The following is a 20,946-nucleotide window of genomic DNA, read 5'->3' as shown; positions in this document are numbered from 1 at the left end:
AAGAAGGTGAGCCCATGGCACTGTCCACTGCGGCAGATCTCGTTAAAGCACCTCTGTTATATAAAGGAAAAGTACGTGAATTGTACGATCTGGGTGAACATTTTCTGATCGTGGTTACGGACCGTATATCGGCATTTGATTACGTGCTGGACCCGGCGGTTCCCGAGAAAGGAAACGTACTGAATAAACTCAGCAGCTTTTGGTTCGAACTGACGGGTGACATGATGGAGAATCACGTCGTTCATACCGATGTGAATCAACTGGGTGATCTCATCACAGACCCTGAATTGCTCAAAGACCGCATCATGGTAACCCGCAAAGCAGAACGCATTGATATTGAATGTGTCGTGCGTGGATACATCACGGGTGGGGGATGGAGACAATACGAGACGAGTGGTGAAGTGAATGGCATTAAACTGCCTGATGGACTTCGCAAAAACGCCAAGCTCGAAGTTCCTATTTTCACACCGGCAGCCAAAAACGATGTTGGTCACGATGAGGACATCCCAATGGATCGCATGAAAGAACTGGTGGGAGACGCACTCGCAGTTGAGCTTCAGGAAAAAAGCTTGCGCCTGTACGAATTCGCCCGTGATTACTGTGATCAGCGTGGCATCATCCTCGCAGACTGCAAATTCGAGTTTGGCATCGTGGATGGTAAGGTCATCCTGATTGACGAAATCTTCACCCCAGATGCTTCACGCTTCTGGGCCAAAGAGAATTATGAACTCGACATCGAGATCGACAGCATGGATAAAGAGCCAGTGCGCACCTATCTCGCCGGAACCGATTGGGACAAGAACAGCAAACCCGATCCACTCCCGCAAGAGGTAGTTGAAGCAACAACCGCAAGATACGTCGATATTTATAACCGTTTAACGAAATAATAAAGTTTAACGTTTGAGCGAGCTACGGGAAAGTTTGGCTTTCGATCGCTGTTACCCCCGGAATGTTTTGATTGGAATCCTTTTTTCAAAAGGAAACATTCCGGTTGCAAAGGCGAGCACTTCGTTTCTCTAGCTCAAATCTTTCCCTCCGCCAGTGACAAACTGGTGGGTGAGGCAATTAAGAGCGGTGGCTTCCCACAGGTAGGGGAAGCCTGAAAAATTAAGAGAATTAAATTCACTAATTACTAAAGTAACTTAAAGACCATTCACCATTCACTGTTTTGAAGGAATGGTCAGGCTAGACCATTAAACACCGTGCAACGTAAAAGGTTTAGGCCTTTAAAAAACGTCGCATGGACTAGCGGAGGGGCGGAATTGTTCTTAAAGGAGCGATAGCGTTCGCCTTTGTCCCCGGGTTTTGACCGCAGAGCGGGCCAAAACAATCCAAAAAACCTGGGGACAACAAGCGACCGGAAAGAACAATCCGCCCCGGAGCAAGCACCACACCCCATTTTTAAAAGCATAAAGCATTTATCCCGTTCATTACTGAGGAGGAACACAAGGATCATGATCAAAGCAACCGTATATGTCACTATTAAGCAAAGCGTACTCGACCCGCAAGGCGTAGCTGTTCAAGGAGCACTGCATTCAATGGGATTCAACGAAGTGGAAAGTGTACGGATCGGTAAAGTCATGGAACTGAACCTGGATACAACAGATCGTGCGGAAGCGGAGAAACGATTGAAAGTCATGTGTGAAAAGTTGCTGGCCAACACCGTTGTTGAAGATTACCGCTACGAATTGGAGGGTTAATCTCATGAAATTTGCAGTTCTTGTGTTCCCTGGCTCCAACTGCGACATCGACTGTTACAAGGCAGTGGAAGATGCGATCGGACAAGAGGTTGATTATGTATGGCACACGGCTACAGATCTTTCGGCTTATGATTGTATTTTAGTTCCGGGTGGTTTCTCTTATGGTGACTACTTGCGTTGCGGAGCGATTTCCCGCTTTGCACCGGTAATGAACGAGGTAGCGAAAGCTGCTGAACAAGGTAAATATATTTTGGGTATTTGCAACGGATTCCAGATCCTGACGGAAGCGGGATTGCTTCCAGGTGCATTGATCCGTAACACTTCCCTGAAATTCCGTTGTCACGATACGGTATTGAAAGTGGCAAACGCAGATACACCATTTACACGTGACTATGCACCCGGCGAAGAGATTATCATCCCGATTGCTCACGGTGAAGGCAACTATTATTGCGATGAGGAGACGCTGGCGAGTCTGCAAGCGAACAACCAGATCGTATTTACGTATGGTACCAACCCGAACGGTTCCCTGGGTGATATTGCAGGAGTCTGTAACGAGGCTGGAAACGTGGTCGGCATGATGCCGCATCCAGAGCGTGCAGTGGATTCACTGTTTGGTTCGGAAGACGGCAAACGTATGTTTACATCTATTTTGAAAGCATGGAGGGATCGGCATGACGCAGCAGCTATCCGCTAAGGAACCAACAGCAGAACAGGTCGCAGAACATAAACTTTACGCACAAATGGGCGTATCTGACAGCGAGTATGAGCTGATCTGTGAGTTCATGGGGCGCAAGCCAAACTACACGGAAATTGGTGTGTTCAGTGTAATGTGGTCCGAGCACTGTGCTTATAAAAACTCCAAGCCATTGCTGCGCCGTTTCCCAACGACTGGACCACGTGTCCTGATGGGACCTGGTGAAGGTGCCGGTATCGTGGATATCGGTGATAATCAGGCCGTTGTATTCAAAATTGAAAGCCATAACCATCCTTCCGCAGTTGAGCCTTATCAAGGTGCGGCAACAGGTGTGGGCGGTATTATCCGTGATATTTTCTCCATGGGTGCAAGACCGGTAGCCATACTGAACTCCCTTCGTTTCGGTAAGCTGGAGAGTGATCGCGTTAAATATTTGTTCGAACATGTGGTAGCGGGTATTGCTGGATACGGTAACTGTATCGGTATTCCTACCGTTGGTGGCGAAGTGATGTTTGATGAGAGCTATGAAGGCAATCCGCTGGTTAACGCGATGTGTGTGGGTCTGATTGATCATGACAAGATTCAGCGCGGCGTAGCTAAAGGTGTAGGAAACCCCGTGTATTATGTTGGGCCACCAACAGGGCGGGATGGTATTCATGGAGCAACCTTTGCATCGGTTGAATTGACGGAAGAATCCGAGTCACAACGGACAGCTGTTCAGGTTGGTGATCCATTTATGGAGAAACTGGTGATGGAATCCTGTCTGGAATTGATCGACACGGGCATCGTGCTCGGAATTCAGGATATGGGTGCTGCGGGTCTGACATGTTCGAGTGCAGAGATGGCAAGTAAAGCGGGTAACGGTCTGGAACTGTATCTGGATCAGGTGCCACAGCGTGAAGAAGGCATGACGCCTTACGAGATGATGTTGTCAGAGTCCCAGGAACGGATGTTGTTCGTTGTTGAGCCGAAGGATGAGGCGCAGGCGATGGAAATCTTTGAACGTTGGGGCGTAATCTGTGCCAAAGTTGGTAAAGTAACGGATGATGGTCGTCTGAAATTGATCCACCACGGCGAAGTGGTCGGAGATATGCCGGTAACGGCTTTGGTTGACGAATGTCCAGTGTATGACAAACCTTCTTCTGTACCTGCCTACTACGAGCAAAGTGCTTCCATCGACACGCTTCGTTATGACGAAGTGTCGGATCTCGGCGGAGCACTGAAACAAGTGCTGGCATCACCAACAGTAGCAAGTAAAAAATGGATTTATGATCAATATGACTACATGGTGCGTACAAGCACTGCCGTTCGCCCGGGTTCGGATGCGGCTGTAGTTACGATTCGTGGCACACGCAAAGGTCTCGCAATGACAACGGACTGTAATGGACGTTATGTGTACCTTGATCCTGAAGTTGGCGGACGGATTGCCGTAAGTGAAGCAGCGCGTAACATTGTATGTTCCGGTGCTGAGCCGCTGGCGATTACGGACAACCTGAACTTCGGTAATCCGGAGAAACCGGATATTTTCTGGCAAATGGAAAAAGCGGTAGACGGTATGGCGGAAGCTTGTCGTGTGCTGGATACACCGGTCATCGGTGGTAACGTAAGTCTGTATAACGAAAACGCCAAAGGCTCCATCTATCCAACGCCAGTTGTCGGTATGGTAGGTCTCGTTCATGACACGGATCATATCACGACGCAAGCATTCAAATCCGAAGGTGATGTTATCATCCTCCTCGGTGAAACAAAAGCTGAACTGGGTGGCAGCGAGCTGCAATACGCGGTTCATGGTCAGACGGAAGGTCGTCCACCAGAACTGAACTTGCAAACGGAAAAAGCGCTGCTCAGCACGGTGCTGGAAGCAATCCAATCCGGACTCGTTCGCTCTGCACATGACTTGTCTGAAGGTGGCTTGGCTGTTGCACTCGCAGAGTCTTGCATCAGCGGTAACGTAGGAGCACAGGTGAACCTGGAGACGACATTGCGTGGAGATCACGCTCTGTTCAGTGAGAGCCAATCCCGTATCTTGTTGTCGGCTACGCCAGAGCAAGCGGGTAAACTTGAAGCATTTGTACGTGAGCGTGGTGTACCTGTAGCTGTGATTGGACGTGTAGAAGGAAGTAACCTGACGATTGAATTGAACGGAACATCAGCCGTGAGCGAACCTGTAGGAGGTTTGGCTCAGGTCTGGGAGGATGCGATTCCATGTCTCATGAACTGACGACAGGACCGTTGTGGACAGGCGATTATTATAATGAAGGTTCCGGCAAGGAAGGACTCGACAAATTGAAAGAAGAATGCGGTGTGTTCGGGGTGTTCAGACACCCTGATGCGGCTTCGCTCTCCTATTATGGACTGCATGCGCTGCAACATCGGGGCGAAGAAAGTGCAGGCATGTGTGTGAGTGATGGCAGCCAGTTTAACTATCATCGCGGCATGGGTCTGGTGAAGGAAGTATTCACCAAAGACCTGATGCAGACGCTGACCGGGGATATTTCCATTGGACATGTCCGTTATTCAACGAGTGGTGACAGTAAACTGACAAACGCACAGCCATTGGTATTTAAATACCGTGATGGCGATTTGGCGGTAGCGACCAACGGGAACATTGTGAATGCACCAACTATCCGGCGCGAGCTGGAGCAGAGCGGGTCCATTTTCCAAACAACAAGTGATACCGAGGTCATTGCGCATCTAATTGCACGATCCTCCAAAGGGCTTGTGGAAGCGGCAAAAGAGGCGTTCCAGCGCATTGTGGGTGGTTATGCATTTCTGATCATGACCAATGACAAACTGCTCGTGGCTTCCGATCCGCACGGACTTCGTCCGCTGACGATGGGTAAGCTGGGAGATGCATATCTGTTTGCATCTGAGACGTGTGCACTGGAAACAATTGGCGCAGAATTAATCCGTGACATTGAACCGGGTGAACTACTTGTGCTGGATGCAGATGGTCTACATGAGGATCGCTTTGATCATCACAAACACCGCAAGGCATTATGCGCGATGGAATATATTTATTTTGCTCGTCCGGATAGTGATATGAATGGTACGAACCAGCATGCGGCCCGTAAACGGATGGGAAGCCGGATGGCGATTGAGTCGTTTGTGGATGCGGACTTGGTTACGGGGGTACCAGATTCCAGCATCTCGGCGGCCATTGGATACGCTGAACAGACAGGTATTCCGTATGAGATGGGTATGATCAAGAACAAATACACCGGACGTACGTTTATCCAGCCAAGCCAGGAATTGCGGGAGCAGGGCGTGAAGATGAAGCTGAGCGCTGTGCGTCGTGTTGTGGAAGGCAAACGTGTGGTTATGATTGACGACTCCATCGTACGGGGAACAACTTCCCGACGGATCGTGAACATGCTGCGTGATGCAGGAGCAACGGAAGTACATGTACGGATTACATCACCACCTTTCAAAAACCCGTGTTTCTACGGTATTGATACGCCTGACAGCCGTGAATTAATTGCTTCACAGTTGTCGGTGGAAGAAATTTGCCGTGAAATTAATGCGGACTCCCTGGAGTTCCTCAGTCCCGATGGACTGATTGCATCGATTCAGGGAGATAATCAGGATGATCCGAAGGGCGGACTATGTCTCGCATGTTTTGATCATGATTACCCAACCCGCCTCGATTTTGGCGGCGAGGAAAAATTCGGCTGCAGCTGTTAGCCCTCAAGCCCCGCTTTGCGGAGCAACAGGGGCCAGGCAGCCGAGCGAAGCAGCTGCCCCGGGCCAAGCCCGCGCCCTTAAGCCCCGCCTTGCGGAGCAACAGGGGCCAGGCAGCCAGGCGAAGCAGCTGCCCCGGGCCAAGCCCGCGCCCTTAAGCCCCGCTTTGCGGAGCAACAGGGGCTAGGCAGCCAGGCGAAGCAGCTGCCCCCGGGCCAAGCCCGCGCCCTTAAGCCCCGCTTTGCGGAGCAACAGGGGCCAGGCAGCCGAGCGAAGCAGCTGCCCCGGGCCAAGCCCGCGCCCTCAAGCCCCGCTTTGCGGAGCAACAGGGGCCAGGCAGCCGAGCGAAGCAGCTGCCCAGCGGGCTTGCCCGCAGCGTAGCTGAGCGGGGTTCGCCGACCGATGGCTTGCAGCCAACGGAATCGGCGAACAATCCCGCGAGATCACGCACGAACCAACCATAGCAAGATCACACCAGCCACCTCTGCACCGCTTTTTTGGCGGGTGTCCAGAGGGCCTGCCAAGGTCCTATGGGGTCCTCCCGGGCGGGAGGATTTAGGTGGGGCGAAAAAAAAGGAGATGATTCCACTTGTCCGAAGCATATAAAAAGGCCGGCGTTGATATCGCGGCAGGTAATGAAGCGGTTGAACGGATGAAAAAACACGTGAAGCGTACCTTCCGTCCGGAAGTGATGACAGATCTGGGTGGATTCGGTGCCCTGTTCGGTTTGAACAAAGATAAATACGATGAGCCAGTGCTTGTATCTGGTACGGATGGCGTAGGCACCAAGCTGAAAATTGCATTTGCCATGGACCGTCACGATACCATCGGAATCGACGCGGTAGCGATGTGTGTGAACGACATTGTGGTACAGGGTGCAGAACCACTCTTCTTCCTTGACTATCTGGCATGTGACAAAGTCATTCCTGAGAAAATTGAAGCTATTGTCGCGGGTATCGCTGAAGGGTGTCATCAATCTGGTTGTGCGTTGATCGGTGGCGAGACGGCGGAGATGCCGGGCATGTACAGTGAAGGCGAATACGATATTGCCGGATTCACGGTGGGGATCGTGGACAAAGCGAAGATCATCAATGGTACAACCATCGCCCCTGGCGACACAGTGATTGGACTTGCTTCCAGCGGTGTGCATAGTAACGGATTCTCGCTGGTACGCAGACTTTTGTTGGAAGATGCGGGACTTGATCTGCATGATGAAGTAGCGGAACTGGGCGGTAAGCTGGGCGATTCTCTGCTGGAACCTACAAAGATCTATGTTAAACCTCTGTTGTCCCTGCTGGAAAAGGTAAAAGTAAAAGGCATGGCACACATTACAGGTGGTGGCTTTATTGAGAATATCCCACGTATGTTGCCTAGCAACGTGAATGTGGATATTGACTACGGCTCTTGGCCGATCCTGCCAATCTTCAACCTGTTACAGGAAAAGGGTGCTGTCTCGAACCGTGACATGTTCACCACATTTAACATGGGTGTCGGGCTTGTACTGGTCGTTAATGAAGCAGATGCATCGGAAGCGTTGCAACAACTGAAAACATCTGGTGAAGAAGCGTACATCATTGGCCGTGTTACTGAAGGAGATGCGCGAGTAACCTTCACGGGAGCGGATGTTTAATGGCGAACTACCGCATAGCTGTATTTGCCTCGGGTGAAGGGACTAACTTTCAGTCATTGATCGATGCAGTACGGAATGGTGGGCTGAATGCATCCGTTGATCTGCTCGTGTGTGATAAACCATCTGCACGTGTTGTGCAGCGGGCACAGGACGCAGGCGTGGAATGTCATCTGTTTACTCCGAAAAATTATGCTTCCCGTGAAGCCTATGAGTCAGAGATCGTGGAAGTGCTCGAATCCAAAAAGATCGACCTGGTCGTTCTTGCCGGATATATGAGATTGCTGACTTCCGTTGTGGTGGATCGTTACGCAGGGCGGTTGATTAACATTCATCCGTCCTTGCTACCGGCATTTGCAGGTAAGGATGCGATTGGACAGGCATTGGAATACGGTGTGAAAGTTACGGGTGTGACCGTGCACTTTGTGGACGGAGGCATGGATACCGGACCGATTATTGCCCAGCATCCGGTTCCCATTTTGCCAGAGGATACGCCTGAGTCAATCAGCCGTTCCATTCATGCGGCTGAACAGCAGTTATACCCTGAAGTTGTTTCCTGGTTCGCGCAAGGTCTGGTTCAGTTAGACGGACGTCACGTGACTGTTAACAAACCGGTTTGATATAGTTTTAAACTTTTTCACACATTAACGGAGAGGACAGAAATAAGCTGTAGAAGCGAAGCGCTCGCCTTTATTACTGGATTTTTACCATTGAGAAATTGTTCAAAAAAATCTAGGAATAACAGCGATCGAAAGATTATTCTGGACTCGTAGTGTTTTAGTGTGAAAATCTATTTATCAACTGTATAACAGAAGTCGAATATTGGTACGCATTTTGTGATATTTCTCGGGAAATAAATCGGCTGTGTTTCGTCAGGAAACGCGAAGCCATGGGACATTAAAGGAGGAGCATATTGTGAGTATCAAAAGAGCGCTGGTTAGCGTATCGGATAAAACGGGCATCGTGGACTTTTGCCGCGAGCTGTCGCAAATGGGTGTGGAGATTATTTCGACAGGAGGTACAAGCAGCCTGTTGTCGAAGGAAGGCGTACCTGTCATCGGAATTTCGGATGTGACCGGATTTCCGGAGATCATGGACGGACGTGTCAAAACATTGCATCCGGCAGTTCATAGTGGGTTGTTGGCTGTGCGTGATAACGAAGAGCACACACGCCAGATGGAAGAACTCGGTCTCGGCTACATCGATCTGGTTGTCGTGAACCTGTATCCATTCCAAGAGACTATTGCGAAACCGGACGTAGCATACGAAGATGCCATCGAGAACATCGATATTGGCGGTCCAACGATGCTTCGCTCGGCAGCCAAAAACCATGCCTTTGTCAGTGTCGTTGTAGACGCATCTGATTACAGCCAAGTGCTGGAGGAAGTGCGCAACGATGGAGATACCACTCTCGAAACTCGCAAACGGCTTGCGGCAAAAGTGTTCCGTCATACGGCGGCTTACGATGCACTCATCTCCGACTACCTGTCCAACGTAAATGGCGATCCACTGCCAGAGCGTCTAACGGTTACTTACGAAAAACTCCAAGATTTGCGTTACGGCGAAAATCCACACCAGCAGGCGGCATTCTACCGCAAACCGCTGGCTGCTCAAGATACGTTGACAACAGCCGAGCAATTGCACGGCAAAGAGTTGTCTTATAATAACATCAACGATGCGAACGCAGCATTGCAGATTGTCAAAGAGTTTGAAGAACCAGCCGTTGTCGCGGTTAAACATATGAACCCATGTGGCGTAGGTATTGGCGCAAGTATCTATGAAGCTTACGGCAAAGCATATGCTGCAGATCCAACATCTATATTTGGTGGCATTGTGGCAGCAAACCGTATTATCGACAGCGATACAGCAGGCAAGTTGAGCGAGATTTTCCTGGAAATCGTACTTGCTCCTGATTTTACACAAGAGGCTCTCGATATCCTGACGAAAAAGAAAAACATTCGTTTGCTCAAAACAGGCGAACTGAATGCTGCTCGTAAACGGGAGAGCCAATTCGTGGTAACGTCTATCGACGGTGGCATGATCGTGCAACAGTCCGATGTACACTCCATCGAAGCAAGCGAGTTGAATGTTGTAACCGATCGTGCGCCATCGGAAGAAGAACTGAAACAGCTGTTGTTTGGCTGGAAAGTAGTTAAACACGTGAAATCCAACGCGATTGTACTTGCTGCGAATGACATGACGGTGGGTGTGGGCGCTGGACAAATGAATCGTGTGGGTGCAGCCAAAATTGCGATTGAACAAGCGGGCGAGCAAGCAAAAGGTGCTATTCTGGCATCTGATGCGTTCTTCCCAATGGGTGATACGCTGGAACTGGCAGCAAAAGCCGGAATTACAGCGGTAATTCAACCGGGTGGTTCGATCAAAGATGAAGAATCCATCAAAGTAGCGAATGAATACGGAATTGCCATGGTCTTCACAGGAGTTCGTCACTTCAAACACTAGAACGAAAAAGGTTTAAATAAGGGGTGTCGCCAGTCATACTTATGACTTATGGTACACCCCCTCTTTTTTAGGTTTTTCAACACGCATTAGCGTAACAAATTCAGTTATGCACGGAGGGGAACAGAACGAATGGATATTCTGGTAGTAGGCGGCGGTGGCCGGGAACATGCAATCATCTGGGCGCTGGCAAAGAGTCCAAAGGTAGACAAGATTCACTGTGCACCGGGAAATGCAGGTATTGCTCAGCTCGCTGAGTGTCATGCCATTGCGGTAAATGAATTCGATAAACTAACGGCTCTGGCTGTAGAGCTTAAAGTAGGTCTGGTGGTTATTGGTCCGGATGATCCGCTTGCGGATGGAATTGTGGATGCATTTGATTCGACAGGTATTCCGGTATTCGGACCCCGTCGTAATGCAGCAGAGATCGAAGGAAGTAAAACGTTCATGAAGGACCTGCTGCACAAATACAACATTCCAACCGCAGCCTATGAAAAATTCGACAACTACGAACAAGCTCAAGCATACCTGAATGAGCAAGCAATTCCGGTTGTCATCAAGGCAGATGGACTGGCAGCGGGCAAAGGTGTGACCGTAGCTTATTCGCGTGAAGAGGCTGATCAGGCACTTCGCAGTATCATGGTGGACAAAGTATTTGGTGAAGCAGGAGCCAAAGTAATTATCGAGGAATTCCTCGCAGGGCAGGAAATGTCCATTCTGGCTTTTGTTGATGGGGAGACGGTTCGCCCGATGGCGGCGGCACAGGATCACAAACCTGTATTCGACAATGATCAGGGGCCAAACACAGGCGGTATGGGTACATACTCACCATTACCACATATCCCTGCTTCTATTATTGAGGAAGCCGTGGAGACGATCATCAAACCAACTGCCAAAGCAATGGTGTCCGAAGGACGTCCGTTCCAGGGGGTATTATTTGCCGGACTGATGATCTCGCCGGATGGCAAACCCAAAACGATTGAGTTCAACGCACGTTTTGGTGATCCGGAAACACAGGTTGTATTGCCACGTCTGAAGAGCGACTTGTTCGATATCTTCTGGGCAACCGTTCATGGCAAGCTGGCTGATATTGAGATTGAATGGAGTGATGAAGCCGCAGTATGTGTGGTGCTTGCTTCAGGAGGTTATCCGGGTCCTTATGCCAAAGGTGTAGTCATTGAAGGACTGGATCAAGTGCAAGATGCCGTGGTATTCCACGCAGGTACAGCACGTAGTGAAGCAGGAGACTGGGTTACGAATGGTGGACGGATCCTGGGTGTAGTTGGCCTTGGTGCGGATATTGCCGAAGCCAGAAACAAAGCTTATCAACAGGCGGAGCGTATCCATTTTGATGGTAAACATCAGCGAACGGATATTGCTGCCAAAGCACTCGTATAGAATGAATATAAGAGCCCGTAAAGATGTATACCGGAAAGGTATTTGTATCTTGCGGGCTCTTTGCTACGTATATAGATGTATCTTGTGCATACGGCCGGACTTGTTTTATACGGGAAAGAATATGGGGAAGATTCAAAACGGGATTAAATCAGGGAAATCACGCATGTTTAATGCCCTAAAGTAAGGGGTAGTATTTTTATAAATTGGACTATACTAAACATGTGAAGATTATCACATTATGAGGTAATATCAATCATATTATATAAAGTATGTAACATACATACAGACTAATTTGTGAACATTATACTGTAAGCTTGTGGCAAACCATAACGTGCAACTGGATGGTTGAGCGGGAAACATGGTATACTTTTCGGAAACAGGAATGAGTACGAGGGGAGGTGGATATCTATTGGGTAGGCGATATTGTAAATTGTCCAAATGGCGAATCTAGGTGGAGTTAAGCGAGGAACAATTGACAGCATGAGGGGTAACCCGATTTGAATGAAGAAGTTTCTGCAAGTCATTGACTTCATCTTGAATTCCTGTTTTGTAATTTTACAAGGTCAAACGTAAGACTTATACAAAAGATATCATTGAAATCAATTTTATATAAGGCAGACGTCGTGTTGAAAGACTAACAGTTGATGAATGGTTAACACAGTTAACGGATCACGCTGTAACTATCTCTGGAGGTGAATCCCTGAGAACCGGGGAAATCATTGGACATAATTACCATATTGAATATCGCTTTACTTATTATCTTGATTGCATTGACTGCATTTTTCGTAGCATCGGAGTTCGCTGTAGTCAAAATTCGTACATCAAGAGTGGATCAACTGGTCGCGGAGGGCAATAAAAAGGCCGTATTGGCTAAAAAAGTTGTCTCGGACCTGGATTATTATCTGTCAGCCTGTCAGCTCGGTATTACGGTCACTGCACTGGGACTGGGAGCGCTCGGAAAACCGACGGTTGAGAGATTGTTATATCCGGTATTCAATTATTTAGATGTACCTGCTTCAATCTCGTCGATTGCTTCCTATGCGATCGCCTTTATCCTCGTCACGTTCTTGCACGTGGTTGTTGGTGAGATGGCACCGAAAACGTTGGCGATTCAATTTTCAGAAAAACTGACATTAATGCTCGCCCCGTCGCTATACTGGTTTGGTAAAATCATGTATCCGTTCATCTGGGCGCTTAATGGAACATCACGTGTTCTTCTGCGAGGATTCGGTGTGAAGCCTGCCAAACATGATCAAGCCTACTCGGAGGATGAGATCAAAATCATCATGAACCAGAGTTACGAAGGTGACGAGAACAACAAGACCAAGCTTTCGTATCTGGAAAATGTATTTGTGTTCGACGAACGTGATGCCAAAGACATCATGGTACCACGTACGGAACTGGTGACATTAGATCAGGATATGACCTATGACGATATTATTCCTATATTGGATGAACATAACTACTCACGTTACCCTGTCATCGAGGATGGGGACAAGGACCGCATTATCGGCGTTGTGAATGTGAAAAAGATTTTGCCTGACATGGTTGCCGCAAGATCGTATCAACTAAGCGAGTTCGTTCGTGAGATCCCATTTGTTTCCGAAGTTACAAGTATCCAGGATGCGATGATTAAAATGCAGCAGGAACGTGTACACATGGCCGTGGTCGTGGATGAATACGGCGGTACCTCGGGTATCATTACAATGGAGGATATTCTGGAGGAACTTGTCGGTGAGATTCGCGATGAATTCGATGCCGATGAGGTGGCCGATATTCAGGAGACCGGAGAGAATCAGTATCTTATTAATGGTCGGGTACTTTTGGATGAAGTGGAGCGGCAGTTCGGACTTAGCTTTGAAGGAAATGAAGAGATGGACACCGTTGCCGGATGGATTCAGTACCAGAAGGGTGTAGGTGTGGAAAAAGGAGACACGGTAGAACACGGTGATTATGTCTGGACCGTTGTGGATACCGAAAATTATCACATCAAACAAGTTCTTCTGGAACGAGTGAGCGGCGCACAGGTTGAGGAAGCTACTAGCGATCTGGCGTGATCTTGGTTGGTTCGATCTGACTGTAATCTAGGGTTTGACTGCCTATTTGGCTACTGCCCTCAGAATTTAAAACGTTTTGGCAACGTAACAGTGTAGGGGACGGAATCGATTCTGAAGAAGCGTAGCGTTCGCGTTTGCAAACCAATTTTAAACCTTTGAAAACAACAATCAGGAAAATTTGGAGGCAATGGCGATCGGAAGAACGAGCCGTCACCGGAACGTCACTCGTGCAAACCTTATTTTAAAATTTAATGGAGGTGAATCCCTCAACCCGAGGGAAATCATTGGACGGAATAATAGCCTTGAATTTATTTTTAGTAGCCGTATTTATAGGTCTGACAGCCTTTTTCGTTGGAGCCGAATTTGCAATTCTTAAAGTACGGATGTCCCGAATCGATCAATTGATCTCGGAAGGCAACAAAAAGGCAGTACTGGCCAAAAAAGTGGCGCACAACCTGGATTATTATCTGTCAGCATGTCAATTGGGGATCACCATCACGGCGCTGGTATTGGGAGCCTTGGGTGAACCTACTGTTGAGAAAATGCTGCATCCGCTCTTTGAGCGAATGGAAGTACCAGCGGCATTGTCTACCGTGCTTTCCTATGGTATTGCTCTGGCGATCATTACGTTCCTACACGTGGTTATTGGTGAATTGGCACCGAAAACCCTGGCGATTCAGTTTGCAGAGAGAATGACGCTGTTGCTGGCACCACCACTGTATTGGTTCGGTAAAATCATGAATCCATTCATCTACGCGCTAAATGGAGCTGCTCGTCTGTTGCTTGGCATATTTGGTGTAAAACCTGCCGGGCATGATACCGTTCACTCCGAAGAAGAGCTGAAGCTGATTATGGCACAGAGCTACGAGAGTGGCGAGATCAACCAGACGGAGCTGGACTATCTCAAAAACATTTTTGCTTTTGATGAGCGTCTGCTTCAGGAGATCATGATTCCACGAGATAAAATTGTTACTTTGAATAAGGAAATGCCGATTGATCAGATCATTGAAACGCTGAATCGACACGAATACACGAGATACCCTGTTATTGCAAATGGGGATCAGGCTCATTTTGTTGGCTTCATTAACACGAAAGAAATGCTGACGAGTGTAGCTGCGGGCAGAGATTTCAATATGGAGACATTTGTTCACAATACACCGAGTTTCTCCGAGCGTTCTCCAATCAAGGATGTACTGATCCAGATGCAGCAAAGCCGTGTACACATTGCAACCGTGAAAAACGAGGCAGGTGCTACGGTAGGTATGGTTACGATGGAGGATATCCTTGAAGAGATTGTCGGAGACATCAAGGATGAATACGAGCATAAAGATTTGGTGAATCCACCAAAAAGAATGAAACTGGTTTAAGAAGCAGTAATACAAAAGTGATACAGGAATACGAAACAACCTAATCAATCGTTATAAATGCTAAGCAGGTTCCCGGAGCGATCGGGGCCTGCTTTTTGCATTAAATCTTAATTTTAAAATAAAAGCTTGCATAATGTGGTCCAATGGATTAATATAAATTTAAAGAATCTTAACTTAAAGATAAATAACAGAAACCAATAAATAAAAGAAGCAAAATAAGTCGAACTAATAACTTACACGTAACGAAGAGGACAGAAAAAACCTGAAAAAGCGAAGCGTTCGCCTTTATCCCCGGATTTTCCCTTAGGAAAAGAAATCAAAAAAATCTGGGGATAACAGCGATTGGAAGGTTATTCTGTCATCGTAGTGTCTGTGTAAATAAACCAAGGGAGTGGAGATTATGTTCAGAACTTCAGGAATTCATCATATTACAGCTTTTGTTGACGATGCGCAGAAAAACGTTGATTTTTATGCAGCTGTGTTGGCGCTCAGACTGGTGAAAAAAACAATAAACTTTGATGCACCGGACGTGTATCACTTGTATTACGGGAATGAGCAGGGTGCACCGGGCACAATCATTACCTTTTTCCCACAGCAAAATTCTAGAAGAGGTGTCATTGGGTCAGGTCAGACTGGAGTTACCGTATATGCGGTTCCTGTAGGAAGCCTGCCTTTCTGGAAAGAACGTCTTGCTTCCTTCGATATTCCATATGAAAATAAAACCAGATTTGGTGAGCAGTACATTCGTTTCTTCGACAAAGGCGGTCTGTTGCTTGAACTGGTTGAGCGTGAAGGCGGTCAGCCAAGCAACTGGAGTTTCAACGGTGTGACACCGGAGCATGCCATCAAAGGATTTGGCGGAGCCGTATTGTTCAGCCACGTTCCTGAGAAAACCATGGACGTCTTGGTGAGCAAACTGGGTCTGGAGCAAGTCGGTGAAGAGAACGGACTCCTTCGTCTTCAGGCAAGCGGCGATATTGGTCAGATCATTGATATTCAGTCCACAGGTATCCAACGCGGGATTGGCGGAGCCGGAACGGTTCACCATATTGCATGGCGTGCCAAAGATTACGTGGAACATGAACAAATTCAGCAGGATCTTGAACAATCCGGATATCATCCAACGCCAGTCATTGACCGTCAATACTTCAACGCTGTGTATTTCCGGGAGCCGGGTGGTATACTGTTCGAACTGGCTACGGATCCTCCGGGATTTGCACGGGATGAACCAGCAGAGAGCATGGGTGAGAAACTGATGTTGCCTGAATGGTATGAACCACAACGTGAGCAGATTGAACAATTGTTGCCACGAATTGAAGTACGTGAATGGAAAGGAGAGTCCAAATCATGACCACAACTAATACAATGAAACATATCTATAAAGCAGGTGCTCAGCCGGATGCGCCAACAATCCTGTTGCTTCATGGCACAGGCGGAACCGAGAATGATCTGATCGGTCTGGCGGAGATGATCGCACCAGGAGCTGGCATACTTGGGGTGCGGGGTAATGTATCGGAGAACGGGATGCCCCGTTTCTTCCGCCGCCTGGCCGAAGGCATTTTTGATGAAGAAGATCTGATTGCTCGTACGGCAGAGCTGGGATCTTTTGTCGATGCAGCTGCGGTGGAATATGGTTTTGATCGGTCCAACGTGTATGCACTGGGTTACTCTAACGGTGCCAACATTGCGGCAAGCTTGATCTTCCATCAAGCAGATGTATTCAAAGGTGCAATTCTGCACCACCCGATGGTACCGTTGCGCGGACTCGAACTGCCGGATCTGAAAGGTCTGCCTGTGTTCATTGGTGCGGGCGAGAACGATCCGATTGTACCAAGACGTGAAACCGAGGAACTTGCTTCGCTGCTCAGCGGTGCAGGTGCCGATGTAAACACGCATTGGGAGCGTCAGGGTCATCAGTTGACTCGTACCGAGGCAGAAGCCGCGGTAGCTTGGTTTAAGACTCAGGCGTAAATTGGGTGGATAGACGGTTATGAAACGTATAGAGACAGCCTGATCGTGAAGATCGGGCTGTTTTTCCTTTTTATTTTGATCATCGTCAGGAAGAAGAAATGATTGACTGGTGTTATGTAACCGTTACGAACCGGGTAAACATTTGAATGTGTGGTAGATAACCTTGTATGCTTAGTGATATAGCTATGTATCAACATCACGAACTGGAGGGGTTAATGTGGAACGTAACATCAAGGAACTGGTACAGCGGATGACACTGGAAGAAAAAGCGGGCATGTGCTCGGGACTGGACTTTTGGCATCTGAAAGGGGTGGAGCGTCTGGGCATTCCATCCATCATGGTGACGGACGGACCTCACGGACTACGCAAGCAGGATGGGAGTGCGGATCATCTTGGACTAACGTCGAGTGTGCCTGCAACCTGTTTCCCGTCTGCGGCAGGATTGGCTAGTTCATGGGACAAGGAGTTGGCGCGTCAGGTCGGGGTGGCTTTGGGTGAGGAATGTCAGGCCGAGGATGTAGCGGTATTACTTGGACCGGGTGTAAATATTAAACGTTCCCCATTGGGTGGACGTAATTTTGAATACTTTTCCGAAGATCCGTTGTTATCTACGCAGATGGCTACCGGTCATATTCAGGGTGTACAGAGCCAAGGTGTGGGTACGTCTCTCAAACACTTTGCAGTTAATAATCAGGAAGAACGGCGTATGTCGATTGATGCGGTGGTGGATGAACGGACGCTGCGTGAGATTTATCTGGCGAGCTTCGAAGGTGCAGTGAAGGATGGACAGCCGTGGACGGTGATGTGTTCTTACAATAAGGTGAACGGTACGTATGCAGGTGAGAATGAATGGTTGCTTACGGATATTCTGAAAGACGAATGGGGTCACGAAGGTCTTGTGGTATCAGACTGGGGTGCGGTTAATGAACGTGCAGATGCCCTTGCAGCAGGACTGGAACTGGAGATGCCAACAAGTGGTGGAATCGGTGAGCGTAAAGTGATCGATGCCGTAGAAAGCGGACAACTGCCGCTGGACAAGCTGGATCGGGCGGTGGAGCGTCTGCTTACGCTGATCTTTAATGCCGTTGATCAAAAGCAAGATGGGGCTACATATAACAAGGATGAGCATCACCAACTTGCGCGTAAGGTGGCAGCCGAGAGTATGGTGCTGCTGAAAAATGAAGAAGGTATCCTGCCGCTTGGGCGTGAAGGCGATGTGGCGATAATCGGGGCATTTGCGCGTAAACCTCGCTTCCAGGGCGGGGGAAGTTCCCACATTAATCCGACCAAAGTGGATGATATTGTGGAAGAGATGACACAGGTGGCTGGCGAAAGTGTAACCTTTTCGTATGCCCCAGGTTATCGGATTGAAGCGGATGATGTGGATGAGACATTGATGCATGAGGCTGTTCAGGCAGCGCAGTCGGCGGATACCGCTGTAGTGTTCGTTGGATTGCCGGATCGTTATGAATCCGAAGGGTATGATCGTGCCCATTTGCGTCTGCCTGACAATCATATTCGTCTGATTGAAGAGATTGCAAAAGTACAATCACGTGTGGTTGTGGTGCTGAGCAACGGATCTCCAGTGGAGATGCCTTGGTTGCCGCAGGTGCAAGCGGTGCTTGAAGCTTATCTTGGTGGACAGGCCGTTGGTGGAGCGATAGCTGATCTGTTGTATGGGGAGGTGAATCCGTCCGGTAAACTGGCAGAGACATTCCCTGCCAAACTCAGCCATAATCCATCTTATCTGAATTTCCCGGGTGAAGGGGATCGAGTTGATTACCGGGAAGGCATCTTTGTTGGTTACCGCTATTATGATAAAAAAGAGTTGGAGCCACTGTTTCCGTTCGGTTATGGACTAAGTTATACGACATTTGAATATGCTGACCTGAAGGTAGACCGCACAGAATTGACCGATCAGGATGAGGTGAATGTGCAAGTAAGGGTCACCAATACCGGTGACAGAGCGGGCAAGGAGATTGTACAGTTGTATGTTAGCGATGTAGAGAGCACAGTTATTCGTCCTGTAAGAGAATTGAAAGGATTTGCGAAGGTGGCCCTTGAACCTGGAGAGTCCAAAGTGGCGAGCTTCACACTAAACAAACGTTCATTCGCCTATTACAACGTAGATATGAAGGACTGGCATGTGGAGACCGGAGAGTTCGAGATTCAGGTAGGCAGCTCCTCACGGGACATTCATGTGCACACACGTGTGAACGTAGAGTCTACAGCGACATTCCTTCCAACCTATACGCGTAATAGTACATTGGGGGATATCCAGCGTGATCCGGCCCATAAACAGCTGCTGGACCAGGCTTTGCAACAATTCCAGGAAGCCAGTGGGTTCGGCGGTGATGATGCCGGGGATCATGCAGATATGATGGATGCGATGATGAAATATATGCCGCTACGAGCACTGGTTGCGTTTAGCGGTGGGGCCATGACGGAAGAAGCGATGAATGAACTTCTGGAGCAGCTGAACAACAAGAATCATGGTATTCGGGGATAAGGGGCTGTGCTCTTAAACCGAGTATTCGTCCATCCTTGGATTAAGCGATTACGATTATGCGATACGTGCAGGAACTGCGCACGAAGCAACAAGAAGGTGTATGTGAGGTCCAGCGACACAGTGGCTGGGACAGTTACCCGATCCGATCATGGATCGGGTTTTCTTTTTGCATAAGGAAAAAGGAGGTGGGAAAGGAACGGTGTATGGAGGATGATCCTTGCAACGTGACAGAGGTGACAGGAATGCTGTAACTTGCTGAAGCAACATGGTTGTCGTAAAGCATGGATTATTCTATAATGAAGTAATTGATAATCATTTTCAATTAGATTCGGTGATAGATGATTATGCACGTAATCAGGAGGGGAATATGAATCCTAACCCTAGCTCACATACGTTTGGTTCAAGTGCGTTTGTTCGGACCCGTGATGGTCGCAAACTACATTATATGTCCAGGGGAACAGGAGAGCTGACGGTTGTATTTGAGTCCGGTATGGGCGCCTCCAGATCAAACTGGGGACTGGTTGCACCAGCCATTGCTGAGCATGCACGTGCAGTTGTGTATGACAGGGCAGGGGCGGGACGAAGTGATGTCGACTCGGCTCCCCGCAGCCTTGAACGCATTGCAGGGGATCTTGGAGAACTGCTGACAGCTCTGGGCCCGGGCCCATTCATTCTGGTTGGACATAGCTGGGGCGGTCCGATTGTACGGGCTGCGGCAGCTGCACTTCTATCTCGATTACGTGGCATTATTCTGGTGGATCCATCAGACGAGCATTGCGAAATGTATTTTTCCAAGCTTACTAAAAAGAGCTTTGCCATCAATGGTTTCATTATTCCAATCATGGCGCGAACTGGCTTATATAAGATGCTTGGTAGCAAAGCTGGAAGTGTTCAGCCTGACGATGTGGCAGCGGATCACCTCAAGGAGGATTTCACTGTACGGGCAGCCAGCACGATGCTTGCGGAAGGCAAAACGTTTCTGGATGACATGGCAGCGCTGCTGGAACATCCTCCGGCTCTGGGTGATCTGGAAGTTAGCGTGATCTCGGGTACGAAACCGGGCAAGGGAGAGGGGAAAATAAGACCTGCCCTCATTACGGCGCATCGTCAGACGGTGAGCCAGCTGTCCAATGCGAGATGGATTGGGGCCGATCAATCGGGACATATGGTTATGTATACAGACCCTCAGGTCATTATTGATGAAATTGTACGAATGATAAATGACGTGAGCTCAGGCGCAAGAACAGAGCAAAAGTGATACAATACAAAGAAAAGCAGTGCGCGACATTGCTAGATAAGTTGAATTAATGATTTACACGATAACGGAGAGGACAGAAAGAACCTGAAAAAGCGAAGCGTTCGCCTAAAAGCTTTCTGAAAGAAAGCTACATCGGAAGCATACGCTATCACCGGATTTTTCCCTTGGGAAAAGGGAATCGAAAAAATCTGGGGATAACAGCGATTGGAGGGTTATTCTGTCAT

General features: G+C 48.5%; 15 protein-coding genes. All 15 read left to right on the top strand.

Annotated features, from left to right (window positions below; all coding sequences use genetic code 11):
* The first annotated feature begins 14 nt into the window (after nt 1-14).
* Entirely contained in the window at nt 15-887 is an 873-nt protein-coding gene (locus MHI01_RS14950; protein ID WP_076253839.1) for a phosphoribosylaminoimidazolesuccinocarboxamide synthase, read from the top strand.
* 567 nt (nt 888-1,454) lie between these two features.
* A complete protein-coding gene (purS, locus tag MHI01_RS14945) occupies nt 1,455-1,700 on the top strand; it encodes a phosphoribosylformylglycinamidine synthase subunit PurS (RefSeq protein ID WP_017690695.1) in 246 nt (81 codons plus the stop codon).
* A gap of 4 nt (nt 1,701-1,704) precedes the next feature.
* The gene (gene purQ / locus MHI01_RS14940) at nt 1,705-2,394 is read left to right on the top strand and encodes a phosphoribosylformylglycinamidine synthase subunit PurQ (RefSeq protein WP_036606071.1); all 690 of its coding nucleotides are present in this window, start codon (nt 1,705-1,707) and stop codon (nt 2,392-2,394) included.
* Nucleotides 2,372-4,615 (top strand): phosphoribosylformylglycinamidine synthase subunit PurL, encoded by a 2,244-nt coding sequence (purL, locus tag MHI01_RS14935; RefSeq protein WP_340983487.1) that lies wholly within the window; start codon nt 2,372-2,374, stop codon nt 4,613-4,615. Before purQ ends, purL begins: the two co-directional genes overlap by 23 nt.
* On the top strand, nt 4,600-6,078 hold the full coding sequence (gene purF, locus MHI01_RS14930) for an amidophosphoribosyltransferase (protein WP_036606069.1): 1,479 nt from the start codon (nt 4,600-4,602) through the stop codon (nt 6,076-6,078). The genes purL and purF overlap by 16 nt, the downstream gene beginning before the upstream one ends.
* A 586-nt stretch (nt 6,079-6,664) precedes the next feature.
* Entirely contained in the window at nt 6,665-7,705 is a 1,041-nt protein-coding gene (purM, locus tag MHI01_RS14925; protein WP_100526313.1) for a phosphoribosylformylglycinamidine cyclo-ligase, read from the top strand.
* A complete protein-coding gene (gene purN / locus MHI01_RS14920; RefSeq protein ID WP_340983486.1) occupies nt 7,705-8,322 on the top strand; it encodes a phosphoribosylglycinamide formyltransferase in 618 nt (205 codons plus the stop codon). Before purM ends, purN begins: the two co-directional genes overlap by 1 nt.
* 295 nt (nt 8,323-8,617) lie before the next feature.
* Nucleotides 8,618-10,165, top strand: a complete 1,548-nt coding sequence (purH, locus tag MHI01_RS14915) for a bifunctional phosphoribosylaminoimidazolecarboxamide formyltransferase/IMP cyclohydrolase (RefSeq protein WP_036606066.1) — start codon at nt 8,618-8,620, stop codon at nt 10,163-10,165.
* Nucleotides 10,166-10,294: 129 nt separating this feature from the next.
* Nucleotides 10,295-11,560 carry a phosphoribosylamine--glycine ligase gene (gene purD, locus MHI01_RS14910; RefSeq protein ID WP_340983485.1) on the top strand — a complete coding sequence of 422 codons (1,266 nt, stop codon included), beginning with the start codon at nt 10,295-10,297 and terminating at the stop codon, nt 11,558-11,560.
* 719 nt (nt 11,561-12,279) lie between these two features.
* Entirely contained in the window at nt 12,280-13,617 is a 1,338-nt protein-coding gene (locus tag MHI01_RS14905) for a hemolysin family protein (protein ID WP_036606064.1), read from the top strand.
* Between the two features lie 284 nt (nt 13,618-13,901).
* Nucleotides 13,902-14,984 carry a hemolysin family protein gene (locus tag MHI01_RS14900; protein ID WP_036606063.1) on the top strand — a complete coding sequence of 361 codons (1,083 nt, stop codon included), beginning with the start codon at nt 13,902-13,904 and terminating at the stop codon, nt 14,982-14,984.
* A gap of 400 nt (nt 14,985-15,384) precedes the next feature.
* Entirely contained in the window at nt 15,385-16,335 is a 951-nt protein-coding gene (locus MHI01_RS14895) for a ring-cleaving dioxygenase (protein WP_036668391.1), read from the top strand.
* A gap of 14 nt (nt 16,336-16,349) precedes the next feature.
* The gene (locus tag MHI01_RS14890; protein WP_127546893.1) at nt 16,350-16,955 is read left to right on the top strand and encodes an alpha/beta hydrolase; all 606 of its coding nucleotides are present in this window, start codon (nt 16,350-16,352) and stop codon (nt 16,953-16,955) included.
* A gap of 217 nt (nt 16,956-17,172) precedes the next feature.
* Entirely contained in the window at nt 17,173-19,464 is a 2,292-nt protein-coding gene (locus MHI01_RS14885) for a beta-glucosidase family protein (RefSeq protein ID WP_340983484.1), read from the top strand.
* A gap of 367 nt (nt 19,465-19,831) precedes the next feature.
* Nucleotides 19,832-20,722 carry an alpha/beta fold hydrolase gene (locus tag MHI01_RS14880; protein WP_340983483.1) on the top strand — a complete coding sequence of 297 codons (891 nt, stop codon included), beginning with the start codon at nt 19,832-19,834 and terminating at the stop codon, nt 20,720-20,722.
* Nucleotides 20,723-20,946: the final 224 nt, after the last annotated feature.

Origin of the sequence: Paenibacillus sp. FSL M7-0656, assembly GCF_038003225.1 — a bacterium.
GTDB classification, from domain to species: Bacteria; Bacillota; Bacilli; order Paenibacillales; family Paenibacillaceae; genus Paenibacillus; species Paenibacillus amylolyticus.
This window is presented reverse-complemented; position numbering and strand designations above follow the sequence as displayed.